The sequence below is a fragment of the Herbidospora mongoliensis genome, from assembly GCF_001570545.1.
In the GTDB taxonomy this organism is placed as follows: Bacteria; Actinomycetota; Actinomycetes; order Streptosporangiales; family Streptosporangiaceae; genus Herbidospora; species Herbidospora mongoliensis.
In genome coordinates, this window is sequence record NZ_BBXD01000008.1 from 579,610 (window position 1) to 604,321 (window position 24,712).

Genomic DNA, 24,712 nt, shown 5'->3' on the forward strand with positions numbered 1-24,712 from the left:
GTCCCGGGGTGGTCGGGAGGGTCCCGGGGTGGTCGGGAGGGTCCCGGGGTGGTCGGGAGGGTCCCGGGGTGGTGGGGAGGTTGTGTTCCTCAGATCGGCTGGTGCAGCTGCGGGCGCGGGAGAGCAGCCACTCGATTGAGCGCGATCTTCGGCGCCTGACGGCGCGGACCTGCTCAGGGCACTAGCTGTGGACTCAAGGCCTCCGTTCATTCGGGCCCTGCGTTGGCGCGAGGTCGTCTCTTCGGCGTGGTTGAGGATTGGGGTCACGTGGCGTGTCGCTCGGGGGCCTGTCATGATCTCGGCGCGGTGGTTGGCGGCTTGTTCGCGCCGCCTGTTGATGCGCCGTGGCGCTTGTCCCCGTTTCTGCACAGCCTGTGGACGGAAGTTGTCCACAGATGTGGATAACGCGCGGCCTCCATGTGGGTTGTGGTCGCAAAACCCCAGTACACGATGGACTTTTGAGTTATCCACAGGTCTTTCGTTATCCACAGACCAAGGTCGAGGTCGGTGGAAAGAGGGTTTGGGTCGGCAGGCTGGCGGTGCCGGGGCGGAGGGTCCGGTCCGGCGACAGGAGGACGCGTGAACGTCAAGACCAAAGGCATCTCGTGGACTAGGGCCGCCGACGCTCAGACCGCCGACGCTCAGACCGTCGACACGCAGACCGCCTATATCCAGACCGCCGGCACCTTGACCGCCCCCGCCCTGACCGCCGACGCCAAGCGAGCTCGCGGTGCTGAGCGGTTGCGGGAGGCGGCCGCTCGGGCGGCTCGGGTGCTGGCCGAGCGGGGTGGCGTCCATCGGCCGGACGCGGGGATGTCGACCGCCGAGTACGCGGTCGGCACCATCGCGGCCTGTGGGTTCGCGGGGCTGTTGTTCAAGGTGGTGACCTCGCCTGATGTTCAGGAGATGCTCTCCTCGCTCGTGCAGAAGGCGCTGGCGCTGACCGGATGATCCGGCGCGATCGCGGTTCGGTCACCGCCGAGATGGCTGCGGCGTTGCCGGCGCTGGTGGTCGTTCTCGGTGCGGCCCTGTGGGCGGTGGCCGTGGTCGGAGCCCGCCTGGAGTGCGTCGACGCCGCCCGGGCCGGTGCGCGGGCCGCGGCGAGGGGAGACGGGGTCCCGGCCGTCCGGGAGGGTGCGCTGGCGGTGGCGCCGTCGGGCGCCTCGGTCGAGGTGACGGTGGGCGCGTCGCTCACGGAGGTGACGGTGCGGGCCCGTGTTCGTCCGTCGTGGGCGGTGATGCTGCCCGGCGTGGTGGTTTCCGCGTCGGCGACCTCGGCGACGGAGAAGGGCGTTCTGCCCTGACGTTCAGTTGGTGACAGCAGGAGGCGAACGGTGTCGACGATGAGTGAGTGTGAGGTACGTCGAAGTGGCCGGTTGAGACGTGATCGGGGGTCGGCGACCGTCTGGGTCGTCGCGGCCATGGCCGTGGTGTGGGGGCTGGCTTATGTGTTCGTCCAGGTTGGAATGGCGAGAGTGGCCGCCCACGCGGCCCGGACCGCCGCCGACCTGGGCGCCTTGGCCGCTGCCGAACTGGCGATCGCGGCCCCCGGCGAGGCTTGTGAACACGCTGCGGAGGTGGTCGTCGCCAACGACGCGAGACTCACCTCCTGTGAGATCAACGGGGGCGTCTCCCAGGTGACCGCGACGGTCGAGCTCCGGTTTCCGGGGCTCAACCAACGCGAGGCCTCGGCCAAGTCCCGCGCCGGACCCGTCTACCTGAACGCGGAGCGCTAGAAAGCGTTCAGGACGACCACAGCGCGACGTCAGAACTGGTCCGGGCACCCACCCCCCTCAGTAAGAGCGTTGGGCGTGGACGGGAGGTTGATCGCCGTGGACAAGTCACGGCTCAGTCCGGTCACCAGACCCGAGCGGCGCAAAGCATCGGTGACTGCTGCGCCTGGGCGGAAGCTCGACCATCCGCCGATTACTCCGGTTTGTCCAGTAACTACGACGGATCGGCGACTGTTCGTTCGGTGGAAGTCTTACTAGCCGACCGGGTCGTCACGGTTGGGCCAGGCCGCTACGCCGGAGTGAGGTGAAGCTTCGGTTCTACTCCCGACCGGGTCGTCACGCTCGTCGCGGGCCCAAGCGCGGGGCCCGCCTGGAAGATCGACATGGTCCGGCGGGAAAGCCTCAGAAAAGGGGCCGGTCTCCCCGGGCACGTGCTGCTCACGGAGGTTAAAGACCGCCATATGGCCGGACAGGTACGATCTCGCACCATGGCTCTGGCGTTTCGGGTCCTTGGTCCCTTCCAGGCCCGCGTCGATGGTGAACAGGTCGACGTGGGTGGCCCGCGGCCTCGGCTCCTGCTCGCTCGGCTGATCATCGCCCGAGGTGCCACCGTCTCCGTGGACACCCTCCTTGAGGACATCTACGAAGGCGCACCCCCGCCACGCGCCCACGGAACGCTCCACAGCTACCTCTCCAACCTGCGCAAAGTCCTCGAACCCGGCAGATCCCCAAGAACCCCGTCGGCCACCATCCTCAGCCGCCCCCAGGGCTACGCCCTCGGACCCCACACGCTCGATGCCGAGCAGTTCGCCGACCAGGCCAAATCCGGTCACTACGACAGAGCGCTAGCCCTCTGGCAAGGACCCCCTTACGAAGAGTTCGCCGACGTCGCCTGGCTCCGGCCGGAGATCGATCGCCTGCTGGAGGCGCATCTCGACGTACGGGAAAAAGCTCTGACGGCACGCCCGGACGCGGAAGCCGCAGGTCAGCTGGAGAGTCTCGCCAGGGAACATCCGCTCAGGGAAACCCTCTGGGAAGCACTCGCCCGCACGCTCTACCGGCTGGGCCGCCAGGCCGACGCGCTGGAGGCGATCAGGACCGCTCGCGCCAACCTCGCCGAGGAGTTGGGCATCGATCCCGGGCCGGGTCTGCGCCGCCTGGAGTCGATGATCCTCACGCAGGATCCGATGTTGGAGGGGTCTCCGAAGACGCCCAGAGAGGCGAGCGGGCGCGACGCGCAGCTTGATCGGCTAAACGAACTCGGTCAAGACGTCAGGAAAGGTACTCCGAGGGCCGCGGTCATTTCCGGTGAGCCCGGTATCGGGAAGACCTGGCTCGCGGAGGAGTTCGCGCGGAGGTGTGAGGACGACGGCTGGCGGGTCGCCTGGGGGCGGTGTCATGAGACGTCCGGGACGCCGCCGCTCTGGCCCTGGCGTCAGATCATCCGGGACCTCGGCGCGGAACCCGGGTCCGAGCTCGACCCGCTGGTCACCGATGATCCCGCGCCGACCGGTGAGACCGAGGCGGGGGAGGCGCGGTTCCGGTTGCACCAGGCCACCGCGGCTCATCTGGCCGGGCTCGCCGGGTCTCGGCCGCTGCTGATCGTTCTGGACGACCTTCAATGGGCCGACTCCGCTTCGCTGGGGCTGCTGACGGATTTCGTCCACATCCAGAAGCGTGGGCGGATCGCGATCATTGTCACGGTGCGGGCGGGTGAGGGGGCTCCTGCCGTCTATGACGCCCTTGGGCTGATCAGTCGTGACAACGCCCTTCGGCTGCCTCTCGCGGGGCTGGGGCGGGACGCGGTCGAGGCGATGGCGGGGTCGAGCGGCATCACCGATCCCGGCGCCGTGGCCAAGCTGGCCGAACGGACCAGGGGCAATCCGCTCTTCATTCGCGAAACGCTCCGGCTCGCCGAGGATCGTGGCATCGGGACCGCTCTCACCACCGTCCCCGAAGCGCTCGGCGACGTCATCCGGCAGCGTCTTCACGCTCTGCCCGAGACCCATCGGCCGACTCTCGACGCCGCCGCCGTCATCGGGCACGCGGCCGACTCGCGGCTGCTGGCCGAGATCACCGGTCAGGACCAGCCGCAGGTCGAAGAGGCGCTGGAGGCGGCGACCTCGCTGCACCTCGTCAACGATCAGGGGCGGTTCGCTCATGAGCTGGTGCGGGAGATCTGGTACGCCGACCTGCCGGCTCCCCGGCGCATCGCCCTGCACGCCAACGCGCTGAAGACGTTGGAGCACCGGCCTGCCACCGATGTCGCCTCGCTGGCCAGGCACGCGAAGTCGGCGGGTTCGGAGGCGGCGGTGACCTGGTCGGCGGCGACGGCTGAGGAGGCCGCGCGGCGGCACGCCTATGACGACGCCGTCGAATGGTGGCACCAGGCCGCCGATCTGCACGGTCACCTGCCCGGCGCCGATCCGCGGACCCACGTGGAACTCCTGCTCAACCTGACCAGGGCCCGGCTCGACGCGGGAGACGGATACGGAGCCAGGGAGACCCGGGCGCGGGCGGTGCTGGCCGCCGACCGTACCGCTGATCCGTTGCTCAAAGCCAAGGCTCTGACCAGCCTCGACGCTCCCGCGCTGTGGAAGTTCTACCACTACGGCGACATCGAACTGCACAGCGTCGAGCGGATCGCCACGATCCTGGACGACATCCCCCACGACGACTCGGCCGCCCGGTGCCGCCTGCTGGGGTGCCTGGGTGTCGAGGTGTACGACGGATCGGCCGACCCCCGGGGCGACAGCGCCACCGAAGAGGCGCTGGCGATGGCCCGGCGGATCGGGGACCGGCGGCTGCTGGCGATCACATTGAACGCGCGCTATCTCGGGGTGCAGCGTGCCGAGATGATCCCTGAGCTCGACGAGATCGGGGCCGAGCTGACCACGCTCGGTCTGCCCGGGTTCGAGCTGCTGGGGTGGCTGATCCAGGAACGTACCCGCCTCGAACTCTTCGACCTCCCCGGCGCCGACGCCGCCGCCGCCCGGGTGAAGACCTTGATCGACCGGCTCGATCTGCCGTGGCCGAGGTTCCAGAACCTTCTCTGGTCGGGCGCTCGCAGGCAGATCGACGGTGACCTGAGCGGGGCCGAAGACGCTTACACGGCGGCGGCCGAGGCGGGGGAGCGGCTGAACCTCTGGCACACCCGGAGCTCCCTCGCGTCCGCCCTGATCTCGCTGGCGCTGACCCGCCGGGTTCCGGTGGAACCGGCTGACCTGATCGACGAGTCCTCTCCGTTCGAGGTGCATCGCCGGGTTATCAGGGCCCTGTCAGCTCGATATTCCGGTCAGCCGGAACCCGGCCTTTCCTGGGTCGCGCCGCCCCGGGACTTCGTCGAACTCGGCGCCCTCTGCATGTACGCCGACGCGTTCCGCCGCCCCCACCCCGAGCTCTACCGAAGACTCCTCCCGTACGAGGACCGCCTCTCCATCGGCGCCGGCACCTTCCCGTCGGGGCCGGTGGGCTATTTCCTGGCCCTCGTGGCACCGGACACGCACACCCGGGACGACCACTTGGCCAGGACGATCGAACGCTGCGCGGAGAACGGCCTCGCCTGGTGGGCGGAGCGTGCCTCGAACGAACGCTGAGCGGGGGAGCGATCTTCAAGTGGTCGTTGAGTCGGCGTGAATAGCGCTCGTCCATCGTCAAGGGCATGACGACAACCTCACCTGACCTGGTCACCTTCCTGGCCTTCCACCGCGGCCTGCGCCGTGACTTCGGTCGGCTGGCCGACGCCCTCGACCGCCTCCCCGCAGGTGACACCGCCCGGCGGGCCCTCATCGACGACCACACCTCCCTCCAGCTCCGCGCCCTGCACCACCACCACTCCGACGAGGACGCCAACATCTGGCCCTACCTGAGAAAGGAGGCGCCGCAGGCCGGAGAAGTGCTCGACCGGCTGGAAGAGGAGCACCAGGAGATGGACCGGGTCATCGAGCGCCTCACCGGGCCGACCCGGACGGCTGCCGAGCAGGCCCGTGACCTGCGCCGGCTCCACGACCTCCTGAACTCCCACCTGGATCTGGAAGAAGGGGAGGTCGTTCCGCTGATCCGGGCGCACATCCCGGCCGACTGGTGGGAGGAGGCGGGCAAGGAGGTGACCAAGAGCCACGGCCGCGACCTGCCCTTCGTCGCCGCGTGGACGCTCGACGCCGCCACTCCGGAGCAGCGCGAGCACATTCTGCGGACCGCGCCGGTGATCCTCCGGGTCCTCTACCGCCTGAGCTGGCGCCGCAGCTACGAGCGCCGGATCACTTCAGTTTTCGGCTGACCGAAACGGGATCCACAGGCGCCGACTTGAGGGCCCGCTTGCGCCAAGAGGACGACGTCCAAGACTTCAAGGGGGCTAGCTCAGGAGGATGTCCAGCATTTCGAGGGCGCCGCGTTTGCTCAGTGGTTCGTTTCCGTTGCCGCACTTCGGTGACTGGATGCAGCTCGGGCATCCGTGGCCGCACTCGCAGGACGCGATCGCGTCGCGGGTGGCCGTCAGCCACGCCACCGCGTTCCCGAAGCCACGCTCGGCGAACCCCGCGCCGCCCGCGTGCCCGTCGTACACGAAAACCGTCAACCGCCCCGTGTCGGGGTGCAGCTCGGTCGAGACTCCGCCGATGTCCCAGCGGTCGCAGGTCGCGAACAGCGGCAGCAGCCCGATCGACGCGTGTTCCGCCGCGTGGGCCGCCCCGCCCAGGTCGCCGATGCTGGCCGGCAGCGACTCGGGAGGCAGTGTCCACCACACGGCTTTGGTCCGGAGGCTGCGCGGCGGCAGGTCGAGGGGTTCGTCGCCGAGCATCTCCCCGGTCGACACCCTTCTTTTCAGGTAGGAGACAACCTGGCGGGTCACCTCGACCGAACCGAAGTGCAGTTCGCCCGGCCCAAGAGCGTGCGACCGCAGCGACTCGATGACCGCGATGTCGGTCACGTCGCGCGCGAAGGTCGAGTAGTCGGGCGTGCCCGCCGTGACGAGGGCCACGCCCATCTCCAGGTCGAGTTCGTCGACGACGAACGTCTGCCCCTGGTGCAGGTGGACCGCCCCGGTGTGAACCGAGGAGTGGGAGGACGCCTCGTCGCACGTCCCCAGCAGCCGCCCGGTGTGGTTCTCGACGATCTGCACCGGTGAACCTCCGGAGCCCCGGATGTCGGCCAGGTCGGTGGGGCGGTCGCGGCGGGTCCAGAACCAGCCGGTCGGGCGTCGCCGCAGCAGGCCGCCCTCCACCAGTTCGGCCAGCACCGCCAGCGCGGCCGGTCCGAAGATCTCCAGGTCGGCCTCGGTGAGCGGCACCTCGGCGGCGGCCGCGCACAGGTGCGGCGCCAGCACATAAGGGTTGTCCGGATCCAGGACCGTCGCCTCGACCGGACGGCCGAAGAGCGCCTCGGGGTGGTGCACCACATACGTGTCGAGCGGGTCGTCCCGGGCGATCAGAACGGCCAGGGCGTCTTGGCCGTCCCGACCGGCGCGGCCGGCCTGCTGCCAGAGCGACGCCCGGGTGCCGGGCCAGCCGGCGATCAGGACCGCGTCGAGGCCGGACACGTCGACGCCGAGTTCCAGGGCGTTGGTCGTGGCCACGCCGAGCAGTTCGCCCGATCGGAGCGACTTCTCCAGGAGGCGCCGATCTTCGGCCAGATAGCCCGCCCGGTAGGCCGCGATCTTGTCGCCGGAGGGCACTCCGGCCTCGTCCAGATGGCTCTTGGCCGTCAGGGCCACGTTCTCGGCCGCGCGGCGCGACCGGACGAACGCCAGCGTCCGCACGCCGTCGACCACGAGGTCGGCCAGCAGGTCGGCCACCTCCGCCGTGGCGGCCCGACGAATGGGAGCTCCACCTTCGCCGCGCAGATCCGTCAGGGGCGGCTCCCACAGCGCGATCGTCGTCCTGCCTCTCGGGGAGGCGTCCCGCGTCACCTCGGCCATCTGGAGGCCCGTCAGGCGCATGCCCGTCGTCGCCGGGTCGCTCGCCGTCGCGGAGGCCAGGAAGAACAGGGGGGAGGATCCGTATTTGGAAGACACCCGCCGTAGGCGGCGCAGGATCTGGGCCACGTGGGAGCCGAAGACGCCTCGGTAGCCGTGGCACTCGTCGACGATCACCAGGCGCAGGCGGCGCCAGAACGACGTCCAGGCCGAATGCCTCGGCAGCATCGAGCGGTGCAGCATGTCGGGGTTGGTCAGCACGTAGTTGGCGTTGCGCCTGACCCAGGTCCGTTCCTCGTGCGGGGTGTCGCCGTCGAAGGTCGCCGCCCGCACCCCGTCGAGGCCCAGCGCCAGGACCGAGCGGAGCTGGTCGGCCGCCAGCGCCTTGGTCGGGGTCAGGTAGAGGACGGTCCCGCCAGACAGGGCCTCGGTGAGGGCCGGCACCAGATAGGCCAGGGATTTCCCCGATGCGGTGCCTGTGGCGATGATCACGTTTTGGCCACGGCGAATCAGATCGGCTGCTTCTGACTGGTGGCTCCACAACCCCTGTATCCCGAGCCCCTCGAAACTCTCCCGCACCAGCATGGGAACCCAGGATGGCCACTGGGCTTGACCTGCCTGACGTGCCGGAACATGCTCCACATGAGTGACTCTCCCGTGGCGGCCCGGGACCGTGACCAGACGGTCGAGTAGATGGCCGCCTCGGTCTGGCCTAGGCTCTGGGGAGCGAGCTGGGGAAGTCGGAGAAGTCATGGGTTTCCATCATGGCATCTCGGGGGAGAGTCGCCCGGAGTCGCGATTTCGTATAGACACAGGGGCGTGGCGTGGTTGAATGCCGCGCGTCGGGGTCGTGCGTTCTTATGATGCGCGACCCTCATCGGACCTACGCAGGCAAGGCGCTGGAGGATCTGTGGATCTGAAGTTGGACCACCGTACCGAGGACCGACTCACCATTGTCGAGGTTGAGGGTGAGATCGACGTCTACACCGCGCCCAGATTGCGTGAGCTGCTCATCGATTTGGTGAACAAGGGGAACTTCCACCTTCTCGTCAACATGGAGAAGGTCGACTTCCTCGACTCGACCGGCCTTGGTGTGCTGGTCGGCGGGCTCAAGCGGGTGCGGGCGCATGATGGCTCCCTGGAACTCGTCTGCACTCAGGAGCGGATTCTGAAGATCTTCCGGATCACCGGATTGACCAAGGTCTTCGGGATCTACGCCTCGGTGGAGGAGGCCAAGGAAGCCCACGGCCGAGACAAGTAGTCATGGCCACCGTCGAGCTGACATTCAGCGCGCTCCCGGCCCACGTGCGTACCGCTCGGTTGGTCGCTACGGCCATCGCTCGCCGCACGGGCGTCGCCGAGGCGCTGCTGGACGAAGTGCGGCTCGCCGTCGGAGAGGCGTGCTCCCGGGCTGTGGAGGCTCACCGTCTCCACTGCCCGGGGGAGCCGATCCGGATCGAGCTCAAAGACGACTCGGGGCGGTTCGAGGTCACAGTGACCGACGCCGCCCCCAGCGACGATCTGAAAGCCGTCGACTCATCTGACGGTTATCGGCTCGTCGACGCGATGCTCGGGATAGTGCCCGAGATGCCCGGCCTCGGGATCGCGGTGATCGCGGGCCTGGCCGATGATGTCGAGGTCTCACCCGGTCCGACCGGTGTGAAGATCCGAATGAGCTGGCCGGCCACCCCGACCCCCAACGGGCTGGCTGCTGTCTGAGCGAGACGCGGACGGCCGATGGCCGGTCGTGGCTCGTGCTGTGGACTTGACTCAAAGACAGGGCTCCCGGTCACGCGGGAGCCCATTTTTTACCTGACCGCAATCCCCTGGACATACGGCGATGCCAATTCCTCAGCCGATCTGTTCACCAATTTGCGGGGCGCAGGGGGTTCTTATATGGCGGAGTGCTGCGTAGAGTACCCGGCACCGGCCAAGGTATTGCGGAACGCAACCGGAAGCGGCACTGCCAATGACCCGGAAGTGCGCCGCCGGAGCTCTCCTCCAACGGGGCAGCCGTAACATTTTTGGGCAGCCACTCCCGGGCAGGACCTACCCGTCTGGCCGAGGAGGACGGATTGTCTGCTCCTGCACATTTCCTAGCCGTGGCTGAAGGCCCAACGGTTACCCTGACTGGCGGTCACCTCACCCTCGTGGTTGTGGTGGCGGCCGTGGCCCTGCTCGCTCTGGCTGTCGCCGGCGCGCTCGTACGCGAGGTTCTCGCAGCAGGCCAGGGCACCGAGCGCATGCAGAACATCGCGAAAGCGGTTCAGCAAGGCGCCTCCGCCTATCTCACCCGGCAGTTCAAGACGCTTGCCATCTTTGTCGTTCTGATCCCTCTGGTGCTCCTTTTGCTACCGGCGGAGACGACAGGGGTACGTATCGGACGCAGCGTCTTCTTCGTGGTCGGCGCGGTCTTCTCCGCGCTGACCGGATTCATCGGCATGTGGCTGGCGGTGCGCGGCAACGTCCGCGTCGCCGCGGCGGCCCGTGACTCCGGTGAGAAGGTAGCGATGCGCATCGCCTTCCGCACCGGTGGTGTGGCGGGCATGTTCACGGTCGGCCTGGGCCTGCTGGGCGCGGCGATCGTGGTGTTCTTCTACAAGGGGGACGCGCCCAGCGTCCTTGAGGGCTTCGGCTTCGGTGCCGCTCTTCTCGCGATGTTCATGCGTGTCGGCGGCGGCATCTTCACCAAGGCCGCCGACGTCGGCGCCGACCTGGTCGGCAAGGTCGAGCAGGGCATCCCGGAAGACGACCCGCGCAACCCGGCGACCATCGCCGACAACGTGGGCGACAACGTCGGCGACTGCGCCGGCATGGCGGCCGACCTGTTCGAGTCCTACGCGGTCATGCTGGTCGCCTCGCTGATCCTGGGCAAGGTGGCCTTCGGCACCGAGGGTCTGGTGTTCCCGCTGATCGTCCCGATGATCGGTGTTCTCACCGCGATCATCGGCATCTTCATCACCGCGCCCCGCGCGGGTGACCGCAACGCGATGGCCGCCATCAACCGCGGCTTCTTCATCTCGGCGATCATCTCGGCGGTCCTGGTCGCGGTGGCGGCGTTCCTCTACCTGCCGGGCAGCTTCTCCGAGCTGAACGGCGGCGTGCAGACGCTCGACGCCGACCCGCGCTGGATCGCCATCGGCGCGGTGCTGATCGGCCTCGTGCTGGCCAGCGCCATCCAGGTCCTCACCGGCTACTTCACCGAGACGAACCGTCGCCCGGTGAAGGAGATCGGCGAGAGCTCGCTGACCGGCGCGGCGACCGTGATCCTTTCCGGCATCGCGGTCGGTCTGGAGTCGGCGGTCTACTCGGCGCTGCTCATCGGCGGTGCCGTGTACGGCGCCTTCCTGCTCGGCTTCGGCAACGTCACCGTGGCGCTGTTCGCGGTCGCGCTGGCGGGCACCGGTCTGCTGACCACGGTCGGCGTGATCGTGTCGATGGACACCTTCGGCCCGGTCTCCGACAACGCGCAGGGCATCGCCGAGATGTCCGGTGACGTCACGGGCGAGGGCGCCGCGGTGCTCACCTCGCTCGACGCCGTGGGCAACACGACGAAGGCGATCACCAAGGGCATCGCGATCGCGACCGCAGTGCTCGCGGCGACGGCCTTGTTCGGCTCGTTCCGAACAGCCGTGGAAACGGCGCTGGCCGGGGCCTCGGCGGAGGTCAAGAGCATGCTCGGGAGTTTCTCGAGCTTCTCGCTCAGCGTCGACGCGCCGAACGTGCTGGTCGGTCTGATCATCGGCGCGGCCGTGGTGTTCCTGTTCTCCGGCCTGGCGATCATGGCCGTCGGGCGCGCGGCGATGCGGGTGGTCTTCGAGGTGCGCGAGCAGTTCCGCACCAAGCCTGGGATCATGGCGGGCACCGAACTGCCCGACTACTCCCGTGTGGTCGACATCTGCACCAAGGACTCGCTGCGTGAGCTCGCGACGCCGGGTCTGCTGGCCGTCCTGACGCCGATCGCGGTCGGTTTCGCGCTGGGTTACGCGCCGCTGGGCGCGTTCCTGGCCGGAGCCATCGCGGCCGGCACGCTGATGGCTGTCTTCCTGTCGAACTCGGGCGGCGCCTGGGACAACGCCAAGAAGCTCGTCGAAGACGGTCACCACGGCGGCAAGGGTTCCGCCGCCCACGAGGCGACCATCATCGGCGACACCGTCGGCGACCCGTTCAAGGACACCGCGGGCCCGGCCATCAACCCGCTGATCAAGGTGATGAACCTGGTCGCGCTGCTGATCGCACCGGCTGTGGTGACCTATTACGACAACGTCGGCCTGCGGATCGGCGTCACGGTCGTGGCGGTGGCCGTCGTCGTCGGCGCGATCGTCGTGTCGAAGCGGCGTTCGGTGGCGATCGACAAGCCGAACAGCGACAACGAGAAGAAGCTGGAGCCGGTGGTCAGCTAGTCCATCGGTGCGAGCGGCCCTCCGGCACCCGACGTGCCGGGGGGCCGTCGTCGTTCATAGACTCGTGGTTCATGGAAGAGAAGCCGTCGTCGAGCGGCCGTAGCCTGGTGGGCATCCTGCTGGGCATGGCTTTGATGTTCGCTGTGATCGTGGCCCTCGCTGTATGGGCAATGCCTTAACGGAGCAGACCGGATGAAGAAGCTGATCGTGCTGCGGCACGCCAAGGCCGAGCACACGCCCGGGGTCCTCGACTACGACCGGGTGCTGACCGAGCGCGGCGAGCGCAACGCCCGCGAGGCCGGTGAGCTGATCGCGAAGCTGGCGCCCGACCTGATCGTGTCGTCGCCGTCGGCCCGCACCCGGCTGACCGCCGAGCTGCTCGGCCTCGCCGACGTGCCCATCGCCTTCGAGCGGGATGTGTACGAGGCCTACACCGACGATCTGGTCGCGATCCTGCGGCGGATCGACCCCGAGGTCGGCACGCTGGTGCTGGTCGGGCACAACCCGTCGGTCCACGACCTGGTCGTCCAGCTCGCGGGGCCGGAGACCGAGGCGTTCAAGCCGGGGGCGTTCGCCGTGATCGAGCTGCCGGGGCCGTGGGAGGAGCTCGACCCGGGCACCGGCACCCTGGTCGATGGCCACCAGCCTTAGAGACCGCGGTCTCGCCGTCGGCTACGGCCTCGTCGGCGCGGCCGGCCTGCTCATCCCGCTCCTCGTCGGCCTGGCCGTCGGACAGCCCGCCCAGGGCGGCGTGGTGGCGCTCGGCGCGTTCCTGGTGACCATCCGGGCCAACCCCGATCCGCCGGGTGTACGTCTCGGCTTCATGCTCGCCGGCGTTCTCGTGCTGGCCGCCGGGTCGGTCGCCGGTGTGTTACTCGCCGCGAACGACCTGCTGCTGATCCCCGTGGCGACGGTGGCCGCGGCCCTGGCGATCCGGTTCCCGGTCGTGGGCTTCACCGCGCCGCTGGCGCTGCTGCTGACGGCGGCCAACCCGCTGCCGGTCGACCCGGTCCCGCACCTGGTTCTCCAGGTGGCCGGTGGGCTGCTGGCTGCCTTCCTGCTGACGCTCCCGTGGGCGTGGCGGCGCACCCGGCCGCTCGCGGCGACGCTGAAGGAGACCGCCGGGTCGCTGGCCGACCTCTTCGAGGCGACCTTCGACGACGACCGCTGGGAGGACCTGCGCGGCGAGGTCGCCGACGCGCTCCAGAAGGCCCGCACCGCCTGCGCCCGCCACCGGTGGGAACGCCGGTCGCGGGACGCCGAGCGGATCACCACGGCGCTGCGGAGGGTCTTCTACGAGGCCGTCACGCTGCGCGAGCTCGCCGAGGCGGCGGGCCGGCGCGAGGAGATCGAGCCGCTCACCACCGAGCTGGCCGCGCGGACCCGGGCCCTGTTCCACGACGACGTCGAGATCGCCGAGGTCGACTTCGCAGCCCGGATCGACGAGCTGCGGGGAGACCGGCCCGACGACGAGCGCGAACTCCTGCGGCTGGTGCTGCTGCGGCAGATCGACCACGCCGCCACGCGCATCAGGGCGACGCTCGACCAGGCGAGAACGCCGTCGATGAGGCTGAAGTCGGTGCTGATCCCGATCCCGCGGCTGCCCGCGCAGAGCCCGGTCACCGACGCCGTCATGATCGTCCCGAGATCCCGGTCGATGCGGATGACCAGGGACGATCCCGGGTTCCGGCATCTGCTGCGGGCGACGCTCGGCACCGCGATGGCGTGCGTGATCATCGCGATCTTCACGCCGGAGCACGCGCAGTGGCTGGCGCTGGGCGTGCTGCTGACCATCCAGCCGACCTTCGGCGAGACGCTCGACAAGGCGGGCGCCCGCGTCGGCGGCAGCATCGCCGGCGCGCTGATCGCCGCCGTGGTGCTGCTGATCGCTCCCGGGTACGGCTGGCTCGCCGCCCTCATCGTCGTCAGCGCCGGCCTGGGGTTCGGGCTGTACGCCGTCCACTACGCCTACTGGGCCACGTTCATGACGATGTGCGTGCTGCTGCTGATCGACATCCAGGCCATGCAGACCTGGGAGATCGCCGGGTTCCGGATCGGGCTGAACGTCCTCGGCGGGGCCATCGCGCTGGCCTGCGTGCGGCTGCTGTGGCCGCGCGGGGAGGCGGTCAGGCTGCGCAACAGGCTGGCCGGGCTGCTGAAGGCTCACGCGGTCGCGGTCCGGACCCTGGCCGAGACGACCAGGGGGAGACGGCCGGAGGGCGCCGCCGAGCTGGCCATCAGGAAGGCCGCCGACGAGGCGGAGAGGGTCGAGTCGGCCATCGCGGCGATGGTCCACGAACCCGGCGCGGGCGAGACCGGCCACATCGCCGACCTGCTGGAGGAGGTCACCCGGGTCCGCGACGGGCTCATCACGCTGACCTCGGTGCTGCGCGAGGATCCGGGCAACGACGTCGGACCGGCTCCGGCTGTACTGCACGCGGTGGCGGATCGGCTGGAGCGGGGGGCGGAAGCCGTAAAAGAAAACGGCCCTTATGAACCTCAGGGCGACGTGGACCAGAAGCTTTCCGACCTGCGGATGTGGCTCGGGCAGCTGGCTCTGAGAAGACTGGATGAGCTGGACACCGACCCGGCCGACTCCCGCACCGAGGTCAGGAGGGCCCTGCTGCACGCGGCCGCCGCCGACCACGCGCTCAAGGCCCTCGCCGACGACTCGGCGCGGGTGGTGAGCCTGGCTACCGGGGACCCGTGAGGCCGTCTTCGGCGTCGGCCGCCTCGACCTCCTCGCGGGAGATCCCGAGCAGGTAGAGGATCGAGTCGAGATAGGGCACGTTCAGCGCGGTGTCGGCCTTGGCCCGGACCACCGGCTTGGCGTTGAAGGCGATGCCGAGGCCGGCGACCTCCAGCATGTCGAGGTCGTTGGCGCCGTCGCCGACCGCGACCGTCTGGGTGACCGCGATCCCGGCCTGCTCGGCGAAACGCTCCAGGGCGCGCGCCTTGCCGGGCCGGTCGACGATCTCGCCGACGACGCGGCCGGTCAGCCGGCCGTCGACCACTTCGAGGGTGTTGGCGGCCGAGTAGTCGATGCCCAGGTCGGCCACCAGGGTGTCGGTGATCTGGGTGAACCCGCCGCTGACGATCGCGAACTTGTAGTCGAGCCGCTTCAGCGTGCGGACCAGGGTGCGGGCGCCGGGAGTCAGCACGACCTCCTTGGCGACCTTCTCGAAGACCTCCTGCGGCAGGCCCTCGAGCAGGGCCACCCGGCGGATCAGCGACTCGGCGAAGTCGAGCTCGCCGCGCATCGCCTCCTCGGTCACCCGGGCCACCTCGTCGAGGTTGCCCGCGTGGCGGGCCAGCAGTTCGATCACCTCGCCCTGGATGAGGGTCGAGTCGACGTCCATGACCACCATGCGCTTGGCCCGGCGGAGGATGCCGGTGCGCTGGACGGCCACGTCGACCTGCTGGAGGCTGGCCTCGACGGCGAGCCCGGCCCGCAGCGTCTTGGAGTCGGCGCCGGACACGGCCATCTCGATGCACGTCACCGGGTAGGCCGACAGGCGTTCGATGCGGTCGATGTTGGCCCCACTGGCGGCGATGCGGCCGGTGATCCCGGCCATCGCGGCCGGGGTGAGCGGGTTGCCGAGCACCGAGATGTGCAGGCGCCCTCGCCTGCGGGCCTCCTTGGAGGCCGTCCCGGTGGTCAGTTCGAGGTCCATGTCCAGGTCGGCGGCGACCTGCTCGATGGCGGTCCACAGGCCGCCGATGGTCTCACCGGTGCCCTTCGGTTTGCCTCCCGCGTAGGCCACCAGGACGCCCAGCGTCAGGCGGCCACGGATGACCACCTGCTCGACGTCGGCGACGGTCACGGGGAAACCGGAGAGTACGGAGAACAGTCGGGAGGTGACCCCAGGGCGGTCAGGACCGGTGAGCGTGATCAGAAGAGTGCGCTGTTTCATCCCGGATCTCTGGGCGTAGGACGGTTCCGTCGACTCAAAGCTACTGGGCCTGATCCTGAACCCGTACACCAGGTTCACCATGCGGACGCCGACACGCCCGAAAAGTGAGAGATCTTCGTCACTTGCTCATGTCGTCATTTCAGTCATGAAGACTGAAAGGGAACTTCACCTCACAGACGCCCGCGGGCGTTACTCCGTCAGCCTCGCCACCAGCGCGGCCGACGTGCGGGCGGCCCAGCGGCTGCGCTACGAGGTGTTCGCCGGGGAAATGGGCGCGCGGCTCGACTCCCCGGTCTCCGGGCTCGACGCCGACCGGTTCGACGCCTACTGCGACCACCTCATCGTGCGCTCGGGCACCGAGGTCGTCGGCACCTACCGGATGCTGCCGCCGGGACGGACCGACCGCCTCTACTCCGAGGGCTACTTCGACCTGGGCGGGCTGTCGCCGGAGATCCGGAGCGGTCTGGTGGAGGTGGGCCGCACCTGCGTGCGCGCCGACCACCGCAGCGGCGCGGTCATGGGGCTGATGTGGGCGGGCATCGCCCACTACATGGTCGGCGGCGGGCACACCTGGCTCGCCGGATGCTGCTCGGTTCCCCTCGACGACGACGGGACGGCCGCCGCCGGTGTGGTCGCCAACATCGACCTCGGACCGGCCGAGCACCGCGTCCACCCGCGCAGGCCGTGGTCGGGCGGCACCCCGCCGCAGCGCTTCGTGATCCCGCCGCTGCTGCGCGGCTACCTGCGCCTCGGCTCCTGGATCTGCGGCGCGCCCGCCCATGACACCGACTTCGGCACGGCCGACTTCTTCGTGCTGCTCTCGCTGGCCAACGTCGACACCCGCTACCTGCGGCATTTCCTGGGAGAAGCGGCATGACCATCACGGCGCCACCGATGCGGTCGCTCACGCCCTGGCTGCCGCTGGCTCCGTGTGAGCCGGTCACCTGCGTGGCGCCCGCGCGCCGACCGGCCGGGGTGGTCCGGCAGACGGCCCGGCTGACCGGCGCCGTCCTCGTGCTGCTGGCCGGGCTGGTCTTCGCGATGTTCGCCCGGCGGCTGTCGCCCGACACCCTGTCCAGGATCACCATGGCCTGGTCGCGGCTGCTGCTGCGGACCCTCGGGGTCAAGGTCTCGGTGTCGCGCGGATTCTCGTTCGTCGGCGGTTCGGCCGTGGCGGCCAAGGCCGTCTCCGGCGAGGCAGGCTCGCTCATGGTGGCCAACCACATCTCCTGGCTCGATCCGCTCGTGATGGCGGCCGTCATGCCGGCCCGCCTGCTGGCCAAGAGCGAGATCGCCGCCTGGCCGCTCATCAGGACCCTCGTCGCGGGCTCGGGCGCCATCTTCATCGACCGTGAACGGCTCAGCCTGCTTCCCGGCACGGTCGGCGAGGTCACCGGAGCGTTGCGCGCCGGCGACACCGTGATCGCCTTCCCCGAGGGCACCACGTGGTGCGGCCAGAGCATGGGCGGGTTCCGTCCGGCGATGTTCCAGGCCGCCATCGACGCGGGCGCGGCCGTACGCCCCGCGACGATCCGCTACACCGAGGACGAGACCACCTCCGCCCGGCCCAGCTACGTCGGCGGCGACTCCCTGGTCGGCTCGATCACCCGGGTGGCCTCGACCAAGCACATGATCGCCGAGGTGACCCTGTTCCCGCCGGTCGGCGGCGCCGGGCAGACGCGGCGGTCGCTCGCCGGGGTGGCCGAGGCGCAGGTGCGGACCGGCCTGGGCAGAACGCCCGCGGGCCTGCATTCGTAGGCGGACCGTCAGGGCCGGGTACGCGCCGTCGACGGCGTCTCGTTCTCCGTCGAACAGGGCGAATCCTCTTCAGGATCCTCGGCCCATGAAGATCCAGGCCTGCTGAACGCGGCGAGCACGGTGGCCGCGATGTACTTCGCGGCCAGTTCGGGCGCGAGCCGATCGGCGTTGATCTCGTCGGCGGCGTGGTGCATGACGCTGTGCATCACGCCGACCAGCCATTCGACGGGGAGGTCGGTCCGGAAGACCCCCTCGTCGCGGCCGCGCTCGACCAGCTTCTGCACCCGTTCCGCCGGGCCCGCGTGCAGGGCGCGGATCCGGCTGGGCGGCAGCACGCTCTGCGCGGCCATCAGCAGCGACCGGGACCGGTCGACCAGGTGCCAGCTCGTGTCGATCAGCCGGGCGAGGGCCTCGCGGGGGTCGCCCGTGAGATCGACGTCGTCGAGGCTGAAGTGCCCCAGCGCGATGGCGTGGGCGAGGGCGGCGTCGATCAGGTCGGCGCGGTTGGGGAAGTGGCCGTACACGGTGACCCGGCCGACCCCCGCGACCTTGGCGATCTCGCTGACGCTGGCGTCGGGGTCGCGGCTCAAGGCGTCCACCGCCGCCTGGAGGATCGCCGCGATGCTGCGCTGAGCGTCCGCCCGCCGGGCCGCCGTCCTGGTCATGTCTCTCCTTGTCGAACACCCGTGTACGAGTTAGTGTACGAGTCATAACTCATACATGAGTGTTCAAGTTAGGGGTGTCACCGTGTGGCGAATGCTGGCGCTGCTGGGCGTCGCGCAGTTCATGCTCATCCTCGACGTCACCGTGGTGGCGATCGCGTTACCCCATATCGGCGCCGACCTCGGCCTGGCCCGCGACACCCTGACCTGGGTGGTGAGCGCCTACACCCTGATGTTCGGCGGCTTCATGCTGCTCGGGGGCAGGGCGGCCGACCTGGTCGGCGCCCGGCGCGTGGTCCTGGCCGGGCTCGTCCTGTTCATGGTCGCCTCGCTCGTCACTGGCCTCGCCCAGAGCGCGCCCCTGCTCATCGGCGGCCGGATCGCCCAGGGGCTGGGCGCGGCCATGCTCTCGCCCGCCGCCCTGTCCGTGGTGACCAGGACGTTCCAGGGCGAGGAGCTCAACAAGGCCCTGGGCATCTGGTCGGCCCTGGGTGGCGGCGGCGCCGCGGTTGGCGTCCTGCTCGGCGGCGTGCTGACGGGAGGGCCGGGCTGGCAGTGGGTCTTCTACCTCAACGTGCCGATCGGCGTCGCCGTCCTGGTCGCGCTCGGCCGGACGTTGCCCGCCGAACCGTCCACCGCTCCTCGCGCGCGCCTGGACGTTCCCGGCGCACTGCTGGTCACCGCCGGCACCGGCACGGCGATCTACGCGCTGATCGGCGCCGGAGATCGCGGCTGGGCCTCGGCGGCGACACTCGGCCTGCTGGTGGCCGCCGCCGTCCTCTACGCCGTCTTCTTCGTCGTGCAGCGCACCGGTCGTTCGCCGTTGATGGACCCGCGGATCCTGACCCGCCGTCCGGTGATCTCCGGCGTCTTCCTGATCCTGGTGGCCACCGCCTTGATGATCTCGGTGTTCTTCCTGGGCTCCTTCTACCTGCAGCACTACGAGGGCTTCGGCGCCCTGCACACCGGCCTGCTGTTCCTGCCGGTCGCGGTGGCCACGATCATCGGCGCCCAGGTGGCCGGACGGCTCGTCGGCGAAGTCGGCGCCCGCCCGATCGCGGTCGCGAGCATGCTGATCGCGGCCGCCGGCATCGCTATCCCGGCCTTCCTCCAGGGACCCGCACTGGTCGTCGTCGGGGTCAGCGTGGGCGCGGCGGGCATCGGCGCCGCCTTCGTCGCCGCCTCGACGACGGCGCTCTCCCAGGTCGCCCCGCACGAAGCGGGCCTGGCCTCTGGGTTGCTGAGCACCTTCCACGAGTTCGGCGCGTCTCTCGGCGTCGCGGTCGTGTCGAGCATCGCCGCCGCGAGCATCGCCGGAAGCACGGATGCGGGCTTCGCCCACGGCTTCACGTTCGCCGCCGTCACGGCCGCCGTGTCGGCCGTGCTCGCTTTCGTCCTGGTCCCCGCGCGAAAGGTCCTCGCCTGATGACGACCATCGCGATCCGGCGGGCGGGACCGGCCGACGCCGCCACCGTGCACTCGCTCATCCGCGCCCTGGCCGAACACCAAGGTCACGCCGACGCCGTGACGGTGAACGTCGCCGATCTCGAACGGATGCTCGCCCGCCCGGAGGTCGCCTACCTGGTGGCCGAACGGGACGGCCGGCCCATCGGTTACGTCTCCTGGCTGGAGCGGACCGGTTTCTGGACCGGCGACGAGCACTTCGCGCTCGACGACCTGTTCGTCGTTGCCGCCGAACGCGGTCACGGCGTGGGAGAGCGGTTGATGCGGGCCGCCGCCGAGGCCGCGAACGGCAGGGTGATCCGGTGGGAGGTGGCGGAGACCAACGTGGCGGCACGACGGTTCTACGAGCGCATCGGCGCGACGCTCGTCTCCAAGCAGATCTGCCGCTGGCAGCCGACGGCATGACGCCGCCTGAGGTGAACGAAACGCCCAAAGGATGGCATTCGTCGGTAGTGTTCCGCCCATGGGGCAGACGATCATCGTCAATGATCTTCAAAAACATTACGGGCAGGTACGCGCGGTGGACGGCGTCTCGTTCTCCGTCGAACAGGGCGAGTTCTTCGGGATCCTCGGCCCGAACGGCGCCGGGAAGACGACCACCCTGGAGATCATCGAAGGTCTCCGGGAGGCCGACTCCGGCACCGTCGAGATCCTGGGCATGAGCCCCTGGCCGCGCAATCCCAAGCTGTTGACGCGGATCGGCGTGCAGTTGCAGGCGACGTCGTTCTTCGAACGCCTCACCGCCCGCGAACAGATCAGAACCTTCGCCTCCCTGTACGGCGTCGCCCCCAAGAAGGCCGACGAGATGCTCGCCCAGGTCGGGCTGGAGGACAAGGCCGACACCCCCGCCGAACGACTGTCCGGCGGCCAGGGCCAGCGCCTGTCCATCGCCTGCGCGCTCGTCCACGACCCCGACATCGTCTTCCTGGACGAACCCAGCGCCGCCCTCGACCCGCAGGCCCGCCGCAACCTCTGGGACCTGCTGCGCCAGATCAACGACAGCGGCCGCACGGTCGTGCTGACCACCCACTACATGGACGAGGCCGAGTCGCTCTGCGACCGCGTCGCCATCATGGACAACGGCGCCATCCTCGAACTGGGACCGCCCGCCTCCCTGGTCAGAGGACTGGAAGCGGTCACCAGGATCAGCCTGGAGACCGGCACGCTCAGCGTCGAGTCGGCCACCGAACTCGCCGGCCCCGGCGCCACCGTCGACGACGACGGCGTCTCGGTCACCATCGGCACCGACGACCCGGCGCGGGTGCTGACCGCGCTGGCCGACCGCAACCTGCTGACCGGCATCCAGGTGCGCGGCGCCACCCTCGAAGACGTCTTCCTCAACCTCACCGGTCGGGAGTACCGCGCGTGACCGCCTTCACCTCCCTGTCCCGGGCGATGCTGCTCGGATGGTTCCGCGACAAGTCGGCCCTGTTCTTCTCCATCCTGTTCCCGCTGATGTTCCTGGTCCTGTTCGGCGGCATCTTCAGCGGCATGGGCACCACCTCCAAGCTGGCGGTGATCCAGGTCGGCCCGGCGCCGCTGCTGGAGCAGAGCGCGGCCGGGCTCGGCGACGTGCTGGACATCCAGAAGAGCCAGGACGCGGCCGCCGCGCGGCAGAAGGTCAAGGACGGCGACGTGGTCGCCGCGATCAGCCAGCAGGGCGACGCGCTCCAGGTCAGCTACTCGGCCGCCGACCAGGTGCGGTCGGGGACCGTCCAGGGCATCCTGCGGCAGGTCGTCGCCCAGGCCAACGCCGTGGGCGTACCGCAGAAGTTCACGATGACCGCCCAGCAGGTCGAGGACGACTCGCTCAAGGCCATCCAGTACACCACCCCCGGCCTGCTGAGCTGGGCCGTCGCCATGGGCGCCACCTTCGGCGCGTCGGCGACGCTGGTCACCTGGCGGGAGAAGCGCATCCTGCGCCGGTTGCGGCTGGCCCCGGTCTCCCTCGGCTCGGTCGTGGGCGCGCGGATCGGCGTGAGCGTCGCGATCGCCATGATCCAGACCGCGATCTTCCTCGTCGTCGCCTCGCTGCCGTTCTTCGGGCTGCAGCTGTCGGCCTACTGGTGGATGTCCATCCCGCTGGTCATCGCGGGCACCCTGACATTCATGGCGATCGGCCTGGTCGCGGGCGGCCTGGCCAAGTCGGCGGAGGCGGCGGCGGGCATCTCCAACCTGATCGTGCTGCCGATGGCGTTCCTGTCGGGCGCCTTCATCCCGCTGGAGGCCGCGCCCTCCTGGCTCCAGGCGGTGTCGAACGTCTTCCCGCTCAAGCACCTCAACCAGGCACTGCTCGACGTGATGGTGCGCGGCCAGGGACCGCTGTCGGTGCTGCCGGAGCTGGGCATCGTGCTGGGATTCGGCCTGGTCATCGGACTGATCGCGATGAAGGTCTTCCGCTGGGACAGCGTCTGAGACACGTCTGGGAAACGAAAGACCCGCCGTCGCGGCCACGACGGCGGGTCTCGGTTTTTCTGAGCTGCTACTTCTTCTTCACGACTGCGGTCTTGACGGTGCGCATCATTTCCCAGCCCTTCAGGTTCTGCTCACGCAGCCGCGCCCGGTCGAGGTTCTCGGCACCGGCGGGGATGTCGTAGACCCAGGCGCCGACCTTGCCGGTCTGGACGCCCGTGGCGTTCTTCTTGAGCTGGAACCGCAGGCTCACCCAGGTGGAGTCGCCGACCTCCAGGAGGAAGTCGTTGGGGCAGAGGAAGTCGCGGCCGTCGAGGAAGCACTCCAGGCCGTTGCCGGCGCCGTAGCTGATCCTCTTCTTGAGGTCGACGTGCTTGGGCAGGGTGCCGCCGATGTCGAAGTAGTCGGCGGCGTGCGGGCCCTTGTTGGTCACGGTGAAGGTGTAGGTGACGTAGCCGCCCGGCTTCGCCTTCTTGGTGTACGACAGCTTGGTGATCTTGAACAGCGACCAAGGGTCGTCGGCGGTGGTGGCCGATGCGGAGGCGGGGGCGACCAGGGCCGCCGCGGCGAGCAGTGCGACCCCCGCGATGGCGCGCGTGACAGTGCGCATGAGTTTGATGTCTCCCAGGGAACAGACGGGGAGAGAGAAGGAACCCCCGTGAATACTCGAAGGGAGTTTTTACCATTCCTTGAGCGAACTTCGAAAGATCTTTTATGTGTAGATTCAGTGCGTTGTAAGGATGAGATGGACATCGCCGAACTCGTGCCACAGATAACCGTGGGTGAGCGCGGCCTCGTACGACTTCATGACAAGATCGGCGCCCCCGATGGCCGACAGCATCATGAGGTGGGTCGACCTGGGTTCGTGCAGCCCCGTGAGCAGCCCGTCGACGACCTTCGTCGGCTCCTCCGGTGAGATGATCCGCGACGTCCAGCCCTCGTCGTGCCCCGTTTCCAGCGCCCGCACGACCGTGGTGCCGACCGCGACGACCCGTCCGCCGTTCTCCTTGGTCATCGCGACCAGCCGCCGGGTGGAGGCCGGGACGGTGAACCGTTCGGCGTAGGGCGGTTCGTCCTTCTCCGGTGAGGCCACCCCTGTGTGCAGGGTGATGGGCGCGATCGTGATCCCCCGGGCGACCAGGTCGGTGACCAGGCGGGTGGTGAACGGGCGTCCGGCGCTGGGCATCTCGGCGCTGCCCGGCACCCGGCCGAACACGGTCTGGTAGTCGTCGATGGGCCAGTCGCGGTCGACGTAGGAGTAGCGGATCGGGGTGCCGTACCGCTGCAGATAGGCGATGACGTCGGTGTCGAGCCGCGCCTTCCACAGGCGCGGGGTGAAGCGTTCGACCAGCCGCAGCGTGGCCCCGCCCGGCAGTGGCAGCCACTCCCCGGGGGCGCCGCCCCTGTATGTGGTGCCACCCGGGCACCGGAGCTCGACCAGCCACTCTCCCCAGGGCAGCTCGGTCGAGAAGTGCACCCAGAGCCGGTCGAGCTTCACCGCGGCCGGGAGGGTGCGCGAGTTGTTGACGACGACGAGATCGCCCGGATCGAGCAGTTCCGGCAGATCGGTGAAGGCGTGGTGGGTGATCTCACCGGTGTCGCGGCGGGAGACCATGAGTTTCACCGAGTCACGGGCCTCGGGCGGTCGATGGGCCTCGTTGACCGAGGGCAGCGCGAAGTCGATGCTCATGCCAGGCTCCCGCGGGTGTGCCGCCCGCTCGCGCGGCGCTCATTGACCAGCTTGACGATCAGCGGGGCGACCTCCTCGGGGAGCGGGGCCTCGCCCGCCTCCTGAGGGCCGACGGCGTCGGCCAGCATCCGCGTGCGCATCTCACCCGGGTCGAGCCACCAGACGGCCAGGTCGCGCTCCTCTGCGGCCAGCACGTTGGAGATCTGTTCGAGCGCGGCCTTGGAGGCGCCGTACCCGCCCCAGCCCTCGTAGGCCTCGACGGCGGCGTCGGAGGAGATGTTCAGAACGGCGCCCCTGCTGCGCCGCAGCGCCGGCAGCACCGCCTGGGTGAGCGCCAGCGGCGCGACCACATTGGTCTCCAGCAGCTCCCGCAGCACGGGCACGGGATAGTCGGCCAGCGCCGGCAGCGGCACGGCCCCGAGCCCACTGGCGTTGTTCACCAGCAGATCCAGGTCGTGTACGGCTTCCGCCAGCCTCTGACGATGCGCGGCGTCGGCGACGTCTCCCGGAATCGCGACGGCCCCCAGCCGGTGGGCCACCGCCGCGAGGTCGTCGGCGCCCCTGGCGGTCAGCGTGAGGTTCCAGCCGTCCTTGGCGAGTTCGGTGGCCAGCGCCAGCCCGAGCCCCCGGGAGGCGCCGGTGATCAGTGCGTTCTTCATGGGTCTCACGCTAGGAAGTCCGGCCTTTCACCACATCGGGCCCAGGGCGGGCCGGTCCTAGGCCTTCCGGGCTAGGTCTTGTGGTGGCCGAATAGGGTGACGGGGT

The 24,712-nt window shown here is 69.5% G+C and carries 22 protein-coding genes; 16 read left to right on the forward strand and 6 right to left on the reverse strand.

What is annotated here, in order from left to right; translation table 11 throughout:
* Positions 1 to 579: 579 nt before the first annotated feature.
* The 5 genes from AW272_RS45915 to AW272_RS02935 all read left to right on the forward strand — a co-directional run bounded on the left by AW272_RS45915 (position 580) and on the right by AW272_RS02935 (position 6,012).
* On the forward strand, positions 580 to 951 hold the full coding sequence (locus AW272_RS45915) for a DUF4244 domain-containing protein (protein WP_369408711.1): 372 nt from the start codon (positions 580 to 582) through the stop codon (positions 949 to 951).
* Positions 948 to 1,304, forward strand: coding sequence for a TadE family type IV pilus minor pilin (locus AW272_RS02920; protein ID WP_066360808.1), 357 nt, complete (start codon positions 948 to 950; stop codon positions 1,302 to 1,304). Before AW272_RS45915 ends, AW272_RS02920 begins: the two co-directional genes overlap by 4 nt.
* A 72-nt stretch (positions 1,305 to 1,376) precedes the next feature.
* Positions 1,377 to 1,736, forward strand: a complete 360-nt coding sequence (locus tag AW272_RS02925) for an Rv3654c family TadE-like protein (protein ID WP_066360809.1) — start codon at positions 1,377 to 1,379, stop codon at positions 1,734 to 1,736.
* A gap of 485 nt (positions 1,737 to 2,221) precedes the next feature.
* On the forward strand, positions 2,222 to 5,329 hold the full coding sequence (locus AW272_RS02930; protein WP_066360810.1) for an ATP-binding protein: 3,108 nt from the start codon (positions 2,222 to 2,224) through the stop codon (positions 5,327 to 5,329).
* A 65-nt stretch (positions 5,330 to 5,394) separates the two neighbouring features.
* Positions 5,395 to 6,012 carry a hemerythrin domain-containing protein gene (locus AW272_RS02935; protein ID WP_066360811.1) on the forward strand — a complete coding sequence of 206 codons (618 nt, stop codon included), beginning with the start codon at positions 5,395 to 5,397 and terminating at the stop codon, positions 6,010 to 6,012.
* Between the two features lie 75 nt (positions 6,013 to 6,087).
* Here the strand turns inward: AW272_RS02935 and AW272_RS02940 are convergent, their stop codons facing one another.
* Positions 6,088 to 8,397, reverse strand: a complete 2,310-nt coding sequence (locus tag AW272_RS02940; protein ID WP_083957876.1) for a DEAD/DEAH box helicase — start codon at positions 8,395 to 8,397, stop codon at positions 6,088 to 6,090.
* A 157-nt stretch (positions 8,398 to 8,554) separates the two neighbouring features.
* Between AW272_RS02940 and AW272_RS02945 the strand changes: the two genes are divergently transcribed.
* From AW272_RS02945 to AW272_RS02965, 5 genes are all read left to right on the forward strand, one after another.
* On the forward strand, positions 8,555 to 8,905 hold the full coding sequence (locus AW272_RS02945) for an STAS domain-containing protein (RefSeq protein ID WP_030456213.1): 351 nt from the start codon (positions 8,555 to 8,557) through the stop codon (positions 8,903 to 8,905).
* 2 nt (positions 8,906 to 8,907) lie between these two features.
* The gene (locus AW272_RS02950; RefSeq protein ID WP_066360815.1) at positions 8,908 to 9,363 is read left to right on the forward strand and encodes an ATP-binding protein; all 456 of its coding nucleotides are present in this window, start codon (positions 8,908 to 8,910) and stop codon (positions 9,361 to 9,363) included.
* A 383-nt stretch (positions 9,364 to 9,746) separates the two neighbouring features.
* The gene (locus AW272_RS02955; protein ID WP_066360819.1) at positions 9,747 to 12,047 is read left to right on the forward strand and encodes a sodium-translocating pyrophosphatase; all 2,301 of its coding nucleotides are present in this window, start codon (positions 9,747 to 9,749) and stop codon (positions 12,045 to 12,047) included.
* A 192-nt stretch (positions 12,048 to 12,239) separates the two neighbouring features.
* Positions 12,240 to 12,698 (forward strand): SixA phosphatase family protein, encoded by a 459-nt coding sequence (locus tag AW272_RS02960; RefSeq protein ID WP_066360821.1) that lies wholly within the window; start codon positions 12,240 to 12,242, stop codon positions 12,696 to 12,698.
* Positions 12,682 to 14,757 (forward strand): FUSC family protein, encoded by a 2,076-nt coding sequence (locus tag AW272_RS02965; RefSeq protein ID WP_066360823.1) that lies wholly within the window; start codon positions 12,682 to 12,684, stop codon positions 14,755 to 14,757. The genes AW272_RS02960 and AW272_RS02965 overlap by 17 nt, the downstream gene beginning before the upstream one ends.
* On the opposite strand, the gene serB is transcribed toward AW272_RS02965, so the two are convergent.
* Complete coding sequence (gene serB, locus AW272_RS02970; protein ID WP_066361206.1) at positions 14,741 to 15,961, reverse strand: phosphoserine phosphatase SerB; 1,221 nt, start codon at positions 15,959 to 15,961, stop codon at positions 14,741 to 14,743. The two genes, AW272_RS02965 and serB, sit on opposite strands and share 17 nt — an antisense overlap.
* Before the next feature lie 145 nt (positions 15,962 to 16,106).
* Between serB and AW272_RS02975 the strand changes: the two genes are divergently transcribed.
* Both AW272_RS02975 and AW272_RS02980 read left to right on the forward strand, forming a co-directional pair.
* The gene (locus AW272_RS02975; RefSeq protein ID WP_066360825.1) at positions 16,107 to 16,838 is read left to right on the forward strand and encodes a GNAT family N-acetyltransferase; all 732 of its coding nucleotides are present in this window, start codon (positions 16,107 to 16,109) and stop codon (positions 16,836 to 16,838) included.
* A complete protein-coding gene (locus tag AW272_RS02980) occupies positions 16,835 to 17,719 on the forward strand; it encodes a lysophospholipid acyltransferase family protein (RefSeq protein ID WP_218010768.1) in 885 nt (294 codons plus the stop codon). Before AW272_RS02975 ends, AW272_RS02980 begins: the two co-directional genes overlap by 4 nt.
* A gap of 8 nt (positions 17,720 to 17,727) precedes the next feature.
* On the opposite strand, the gene AW272_RS02985 is transcribed toward AW272_RS02980, so the two are convergent.
* Positions 17,728 to 18,384 carry a TetR/AcrR family transcriptional regulator gene (locus AW272_RS02985; RefSeq protein ID WP_083957882.1) on the reverse strand — a complete coding sequence of 219 codons (657 nt, stop codon included), beginning with the start codon at positions 18,382 to 18,384 and terminating at the stop codon, positions 17,728 to 17,730.
* A gap of 91 nt (positions 18,385 to 18,475) precedes the next feature.
* Here AW272_RS02985 and AW272_RS02990 point away from each other — a divergent pair, with 91 nt between their 5' ends.
* Genes AW272_RS02990 through AW272_RS03005 form a run of 4 tightly spaced genes read left to right on the forward strand, consistent with a single transcriptional unit; the run spans position 18,476 to position 22,260 of the window.
* On the forward strand, positions 18,476 to 19,807 hold the full coding sequence (locus tag AW272_RS02990; RefSeq protein WP_245657188.1) for an MFS transporter: 1,332 nt from the start codon (positions 18,476 to 18,478) through the stop codon (positions 19,805 to 19,807).
* Positions 19,807 to 20,250, forward strand: a complete 444-nt coding sequence (locus AW272_RS02995; RefSeq protein ID WP_066360829.1) for a GNAT family N-acetyltransferase — start codon at positions 19,807 to 19,809, stop codon at positions 20,248 to 20,250. The genes AW272_RS02990 and AW272_RS02995 overlap by 1 nt, the downstream gene beginning before the upstream one ends.
* A gap of 58 nt (positions 20,251 to 20,308) precedes the next feature.
* On the forward strand, positions 20,309 to 21,214 hold the full coding sequence (locus tag AW272_RS03000; RefSeq protein WP_083957884.1) for an ABC transporter ATP-binding protein: 906 nt from the start codon (positions 20,309 to 20,311) through the stop codon (positions 21,212 to 21,214).
* Positions 21,211 to 22,260 (forward strand): ABC transporter permease, encoded by a 1,050-nt coding sequence (locus AW272_RS03005; protein WP_157518228.1) that lies wholly within the window; start codon positions 21,211 to 21,213, stop codon positions 22,258 to 22,260. Before AW272_RS03000 ends, AW272_RS03005 begins: the two co-directional genes overlap by 4 nt.
* Positions 22,261 to 22,327: 67 nt before the next feature.
* Here the strand turns inward: AW272_RS03005 and AW272_RS03010 are convergent, their stop codons facing one another.
* The 3 genes from AW272_RS03010 to AW272_RS03020 all read right to left on the reverse strand — a co-directional run bounded on the left by AW272_RS03010 (position 22,328) and on the right by AW272_RS03020 (position 24,606).
* Positions 22,328 to 22,867: a DUF11 domain-containing protein gene (locus AW272_RS03010; RefSeq protein WP_066360835.1), complete on the reverse strand. Its 540-nt coding sequence runs from the start codon at positions 22,865 to 22,867 to the stop codon at positions 22,328 to 22,330.
* A 114-nt stretch (positions 22,868 to 22,981) separates the two neighbouring features.
* Positions 22,982 to 23,947, reverse strand: coding sequence for an S-adenosylmethionine:tRNA ribosyltransferase-isomerase (locus AW272_RS03015; protein ID WP_066360840.1), 966 nt, complete (start codon positions 23,945 to 23,947; stop codon positions 22,982 to 22,984).
* Complete coding sequence (locus AW272_RS03020; protein WP_066360842.1) at positions 23,944 to 24,606, reverse strand: SDR family NAD(P)-dependent oxidoreductase; 663 nt, start codon at positions 24,604 to 24,606, stop codon at positions 23,944 to 23,946. The genes AW272_RS03015 and AW272_RS03020 overlap by 4 nt, the downstream gene beginning before the upstream one ends.
* Positions 24,607 to 24,712: the final 106 nt, after the last annotated feature.

Coding starts and splice junctions, on each gene's coding strand:
- AW272_RS02965 (WP_066360823.1), top strand. CDS start 12,682: ATGGCCACCAGCCTTAGAGACCGCGGTCTCGCCGTCGGCTACGGCCTC.
- AW272_RS02985 (WP_083957882.1), bottom strand. CDS start 18,384: ATGACCAGGACGGCGGCCCGGCGGGCGGACGCTCAGCGCAGCATCGCG.
- AW272_RS02935 (WP_066360811.1), top strand. CDS start 5,395: ATGACGACAACCTCACCTGACCTGGTCACCTTCCTGGCCTTCCACCGC.
- AW272_RS03010 (WP_066360835.1), bottom strand. CDS start 22,867: ATGCGCACTGTCACGCGCGCCATCGCGGGGGTCGCACTGCTCGCCGCG.
- AW272_RS02950 (WP_066360815.1), top strand. CDS start 8,908: ATGGCCACCGTCGAGCTGACATTCAGCGCGCTCCCGGCCCACGTGCGT.
- AW272_RS02920 (WP_066360808.1), top strand. CDS start 948: ATGATCCGGCGCGATCGCGGTTCGGTCACCGCCGAGATGGCTGCGGCG.
- AW272_RS03020 (WP_066360842.1), bottom strand. CDS start 24,606: ATGAAGAACGCACTGATCACCGGCGCCTCCCGGGGGCTCGGGCTGGCG.
- AW272_RS02980 (WP_218010768.1), top strand. CDS start 16,835: ATGACCATCACGGCGCCACCGATGCGGTCGCTCACGCCCTGGCTGCCG.
- AW272_RS02990 (WP_245657188.1), top strand. CDS start 18,476: ATGCTGGCGCTGCTGGGCGTCGCGCAGTTCATGCTCATCCTCGACGTC.
- AW272_RS02975 (WP_066360825.1), top strand. CDS start 16,107: ATGAAGACTGAAAGGGAACTTCACCTCACAGACGCCCGCGGGCGTTAC.
- AW272_RS02930 (WP_066360810.1), top strand. CDS start 2,222: ATGGCTCTGGCGTTTCGGGTCCTTGGTCCCTTCCAGGCCCGCGTCGAT.
- AW272_RS03000 (WP_083957884.1), top strand. CDS start 20,309: ATGGGGCAGACGATCATCGTCAATGATCTTCAAAAACATTACGGGCAG.
- serB (WP_066361206.1), bottom strand. CDS start 15,961: ATGAAACAGCGCACTCTTCTGATCACGCTCACCGGTCCTGACCGCCCT.
- AW272_RS03015 (WP_066360840.1), bottom strand. CDS start 23,947: ATGAGCATCGACTTCGCGCTGCCCTCGGTCAACGAGGCCCATCGACCG.
- AW272_RS02940 (WP_083957876.1), bottom strand. CDS start 8,397: ATGACTTCTCCGACTTCCCCAGCTCGCTCCCCAGAGCCTAGGCCAGAC.
- AW272_RS02960 (WP_066360821.1), top strand. CDS start 12,240: ATGAAGAAGCTGATCGTGCTGCGGCACGCCAAGGCCGAGCACACGCCC.
- AW272_RS02995 (WP_066360829.1), top strand. CDS start 19,807: ATGACGACCATCGCGATCCGGCGGGCGGGACCGGCCGACGCCGCCACC.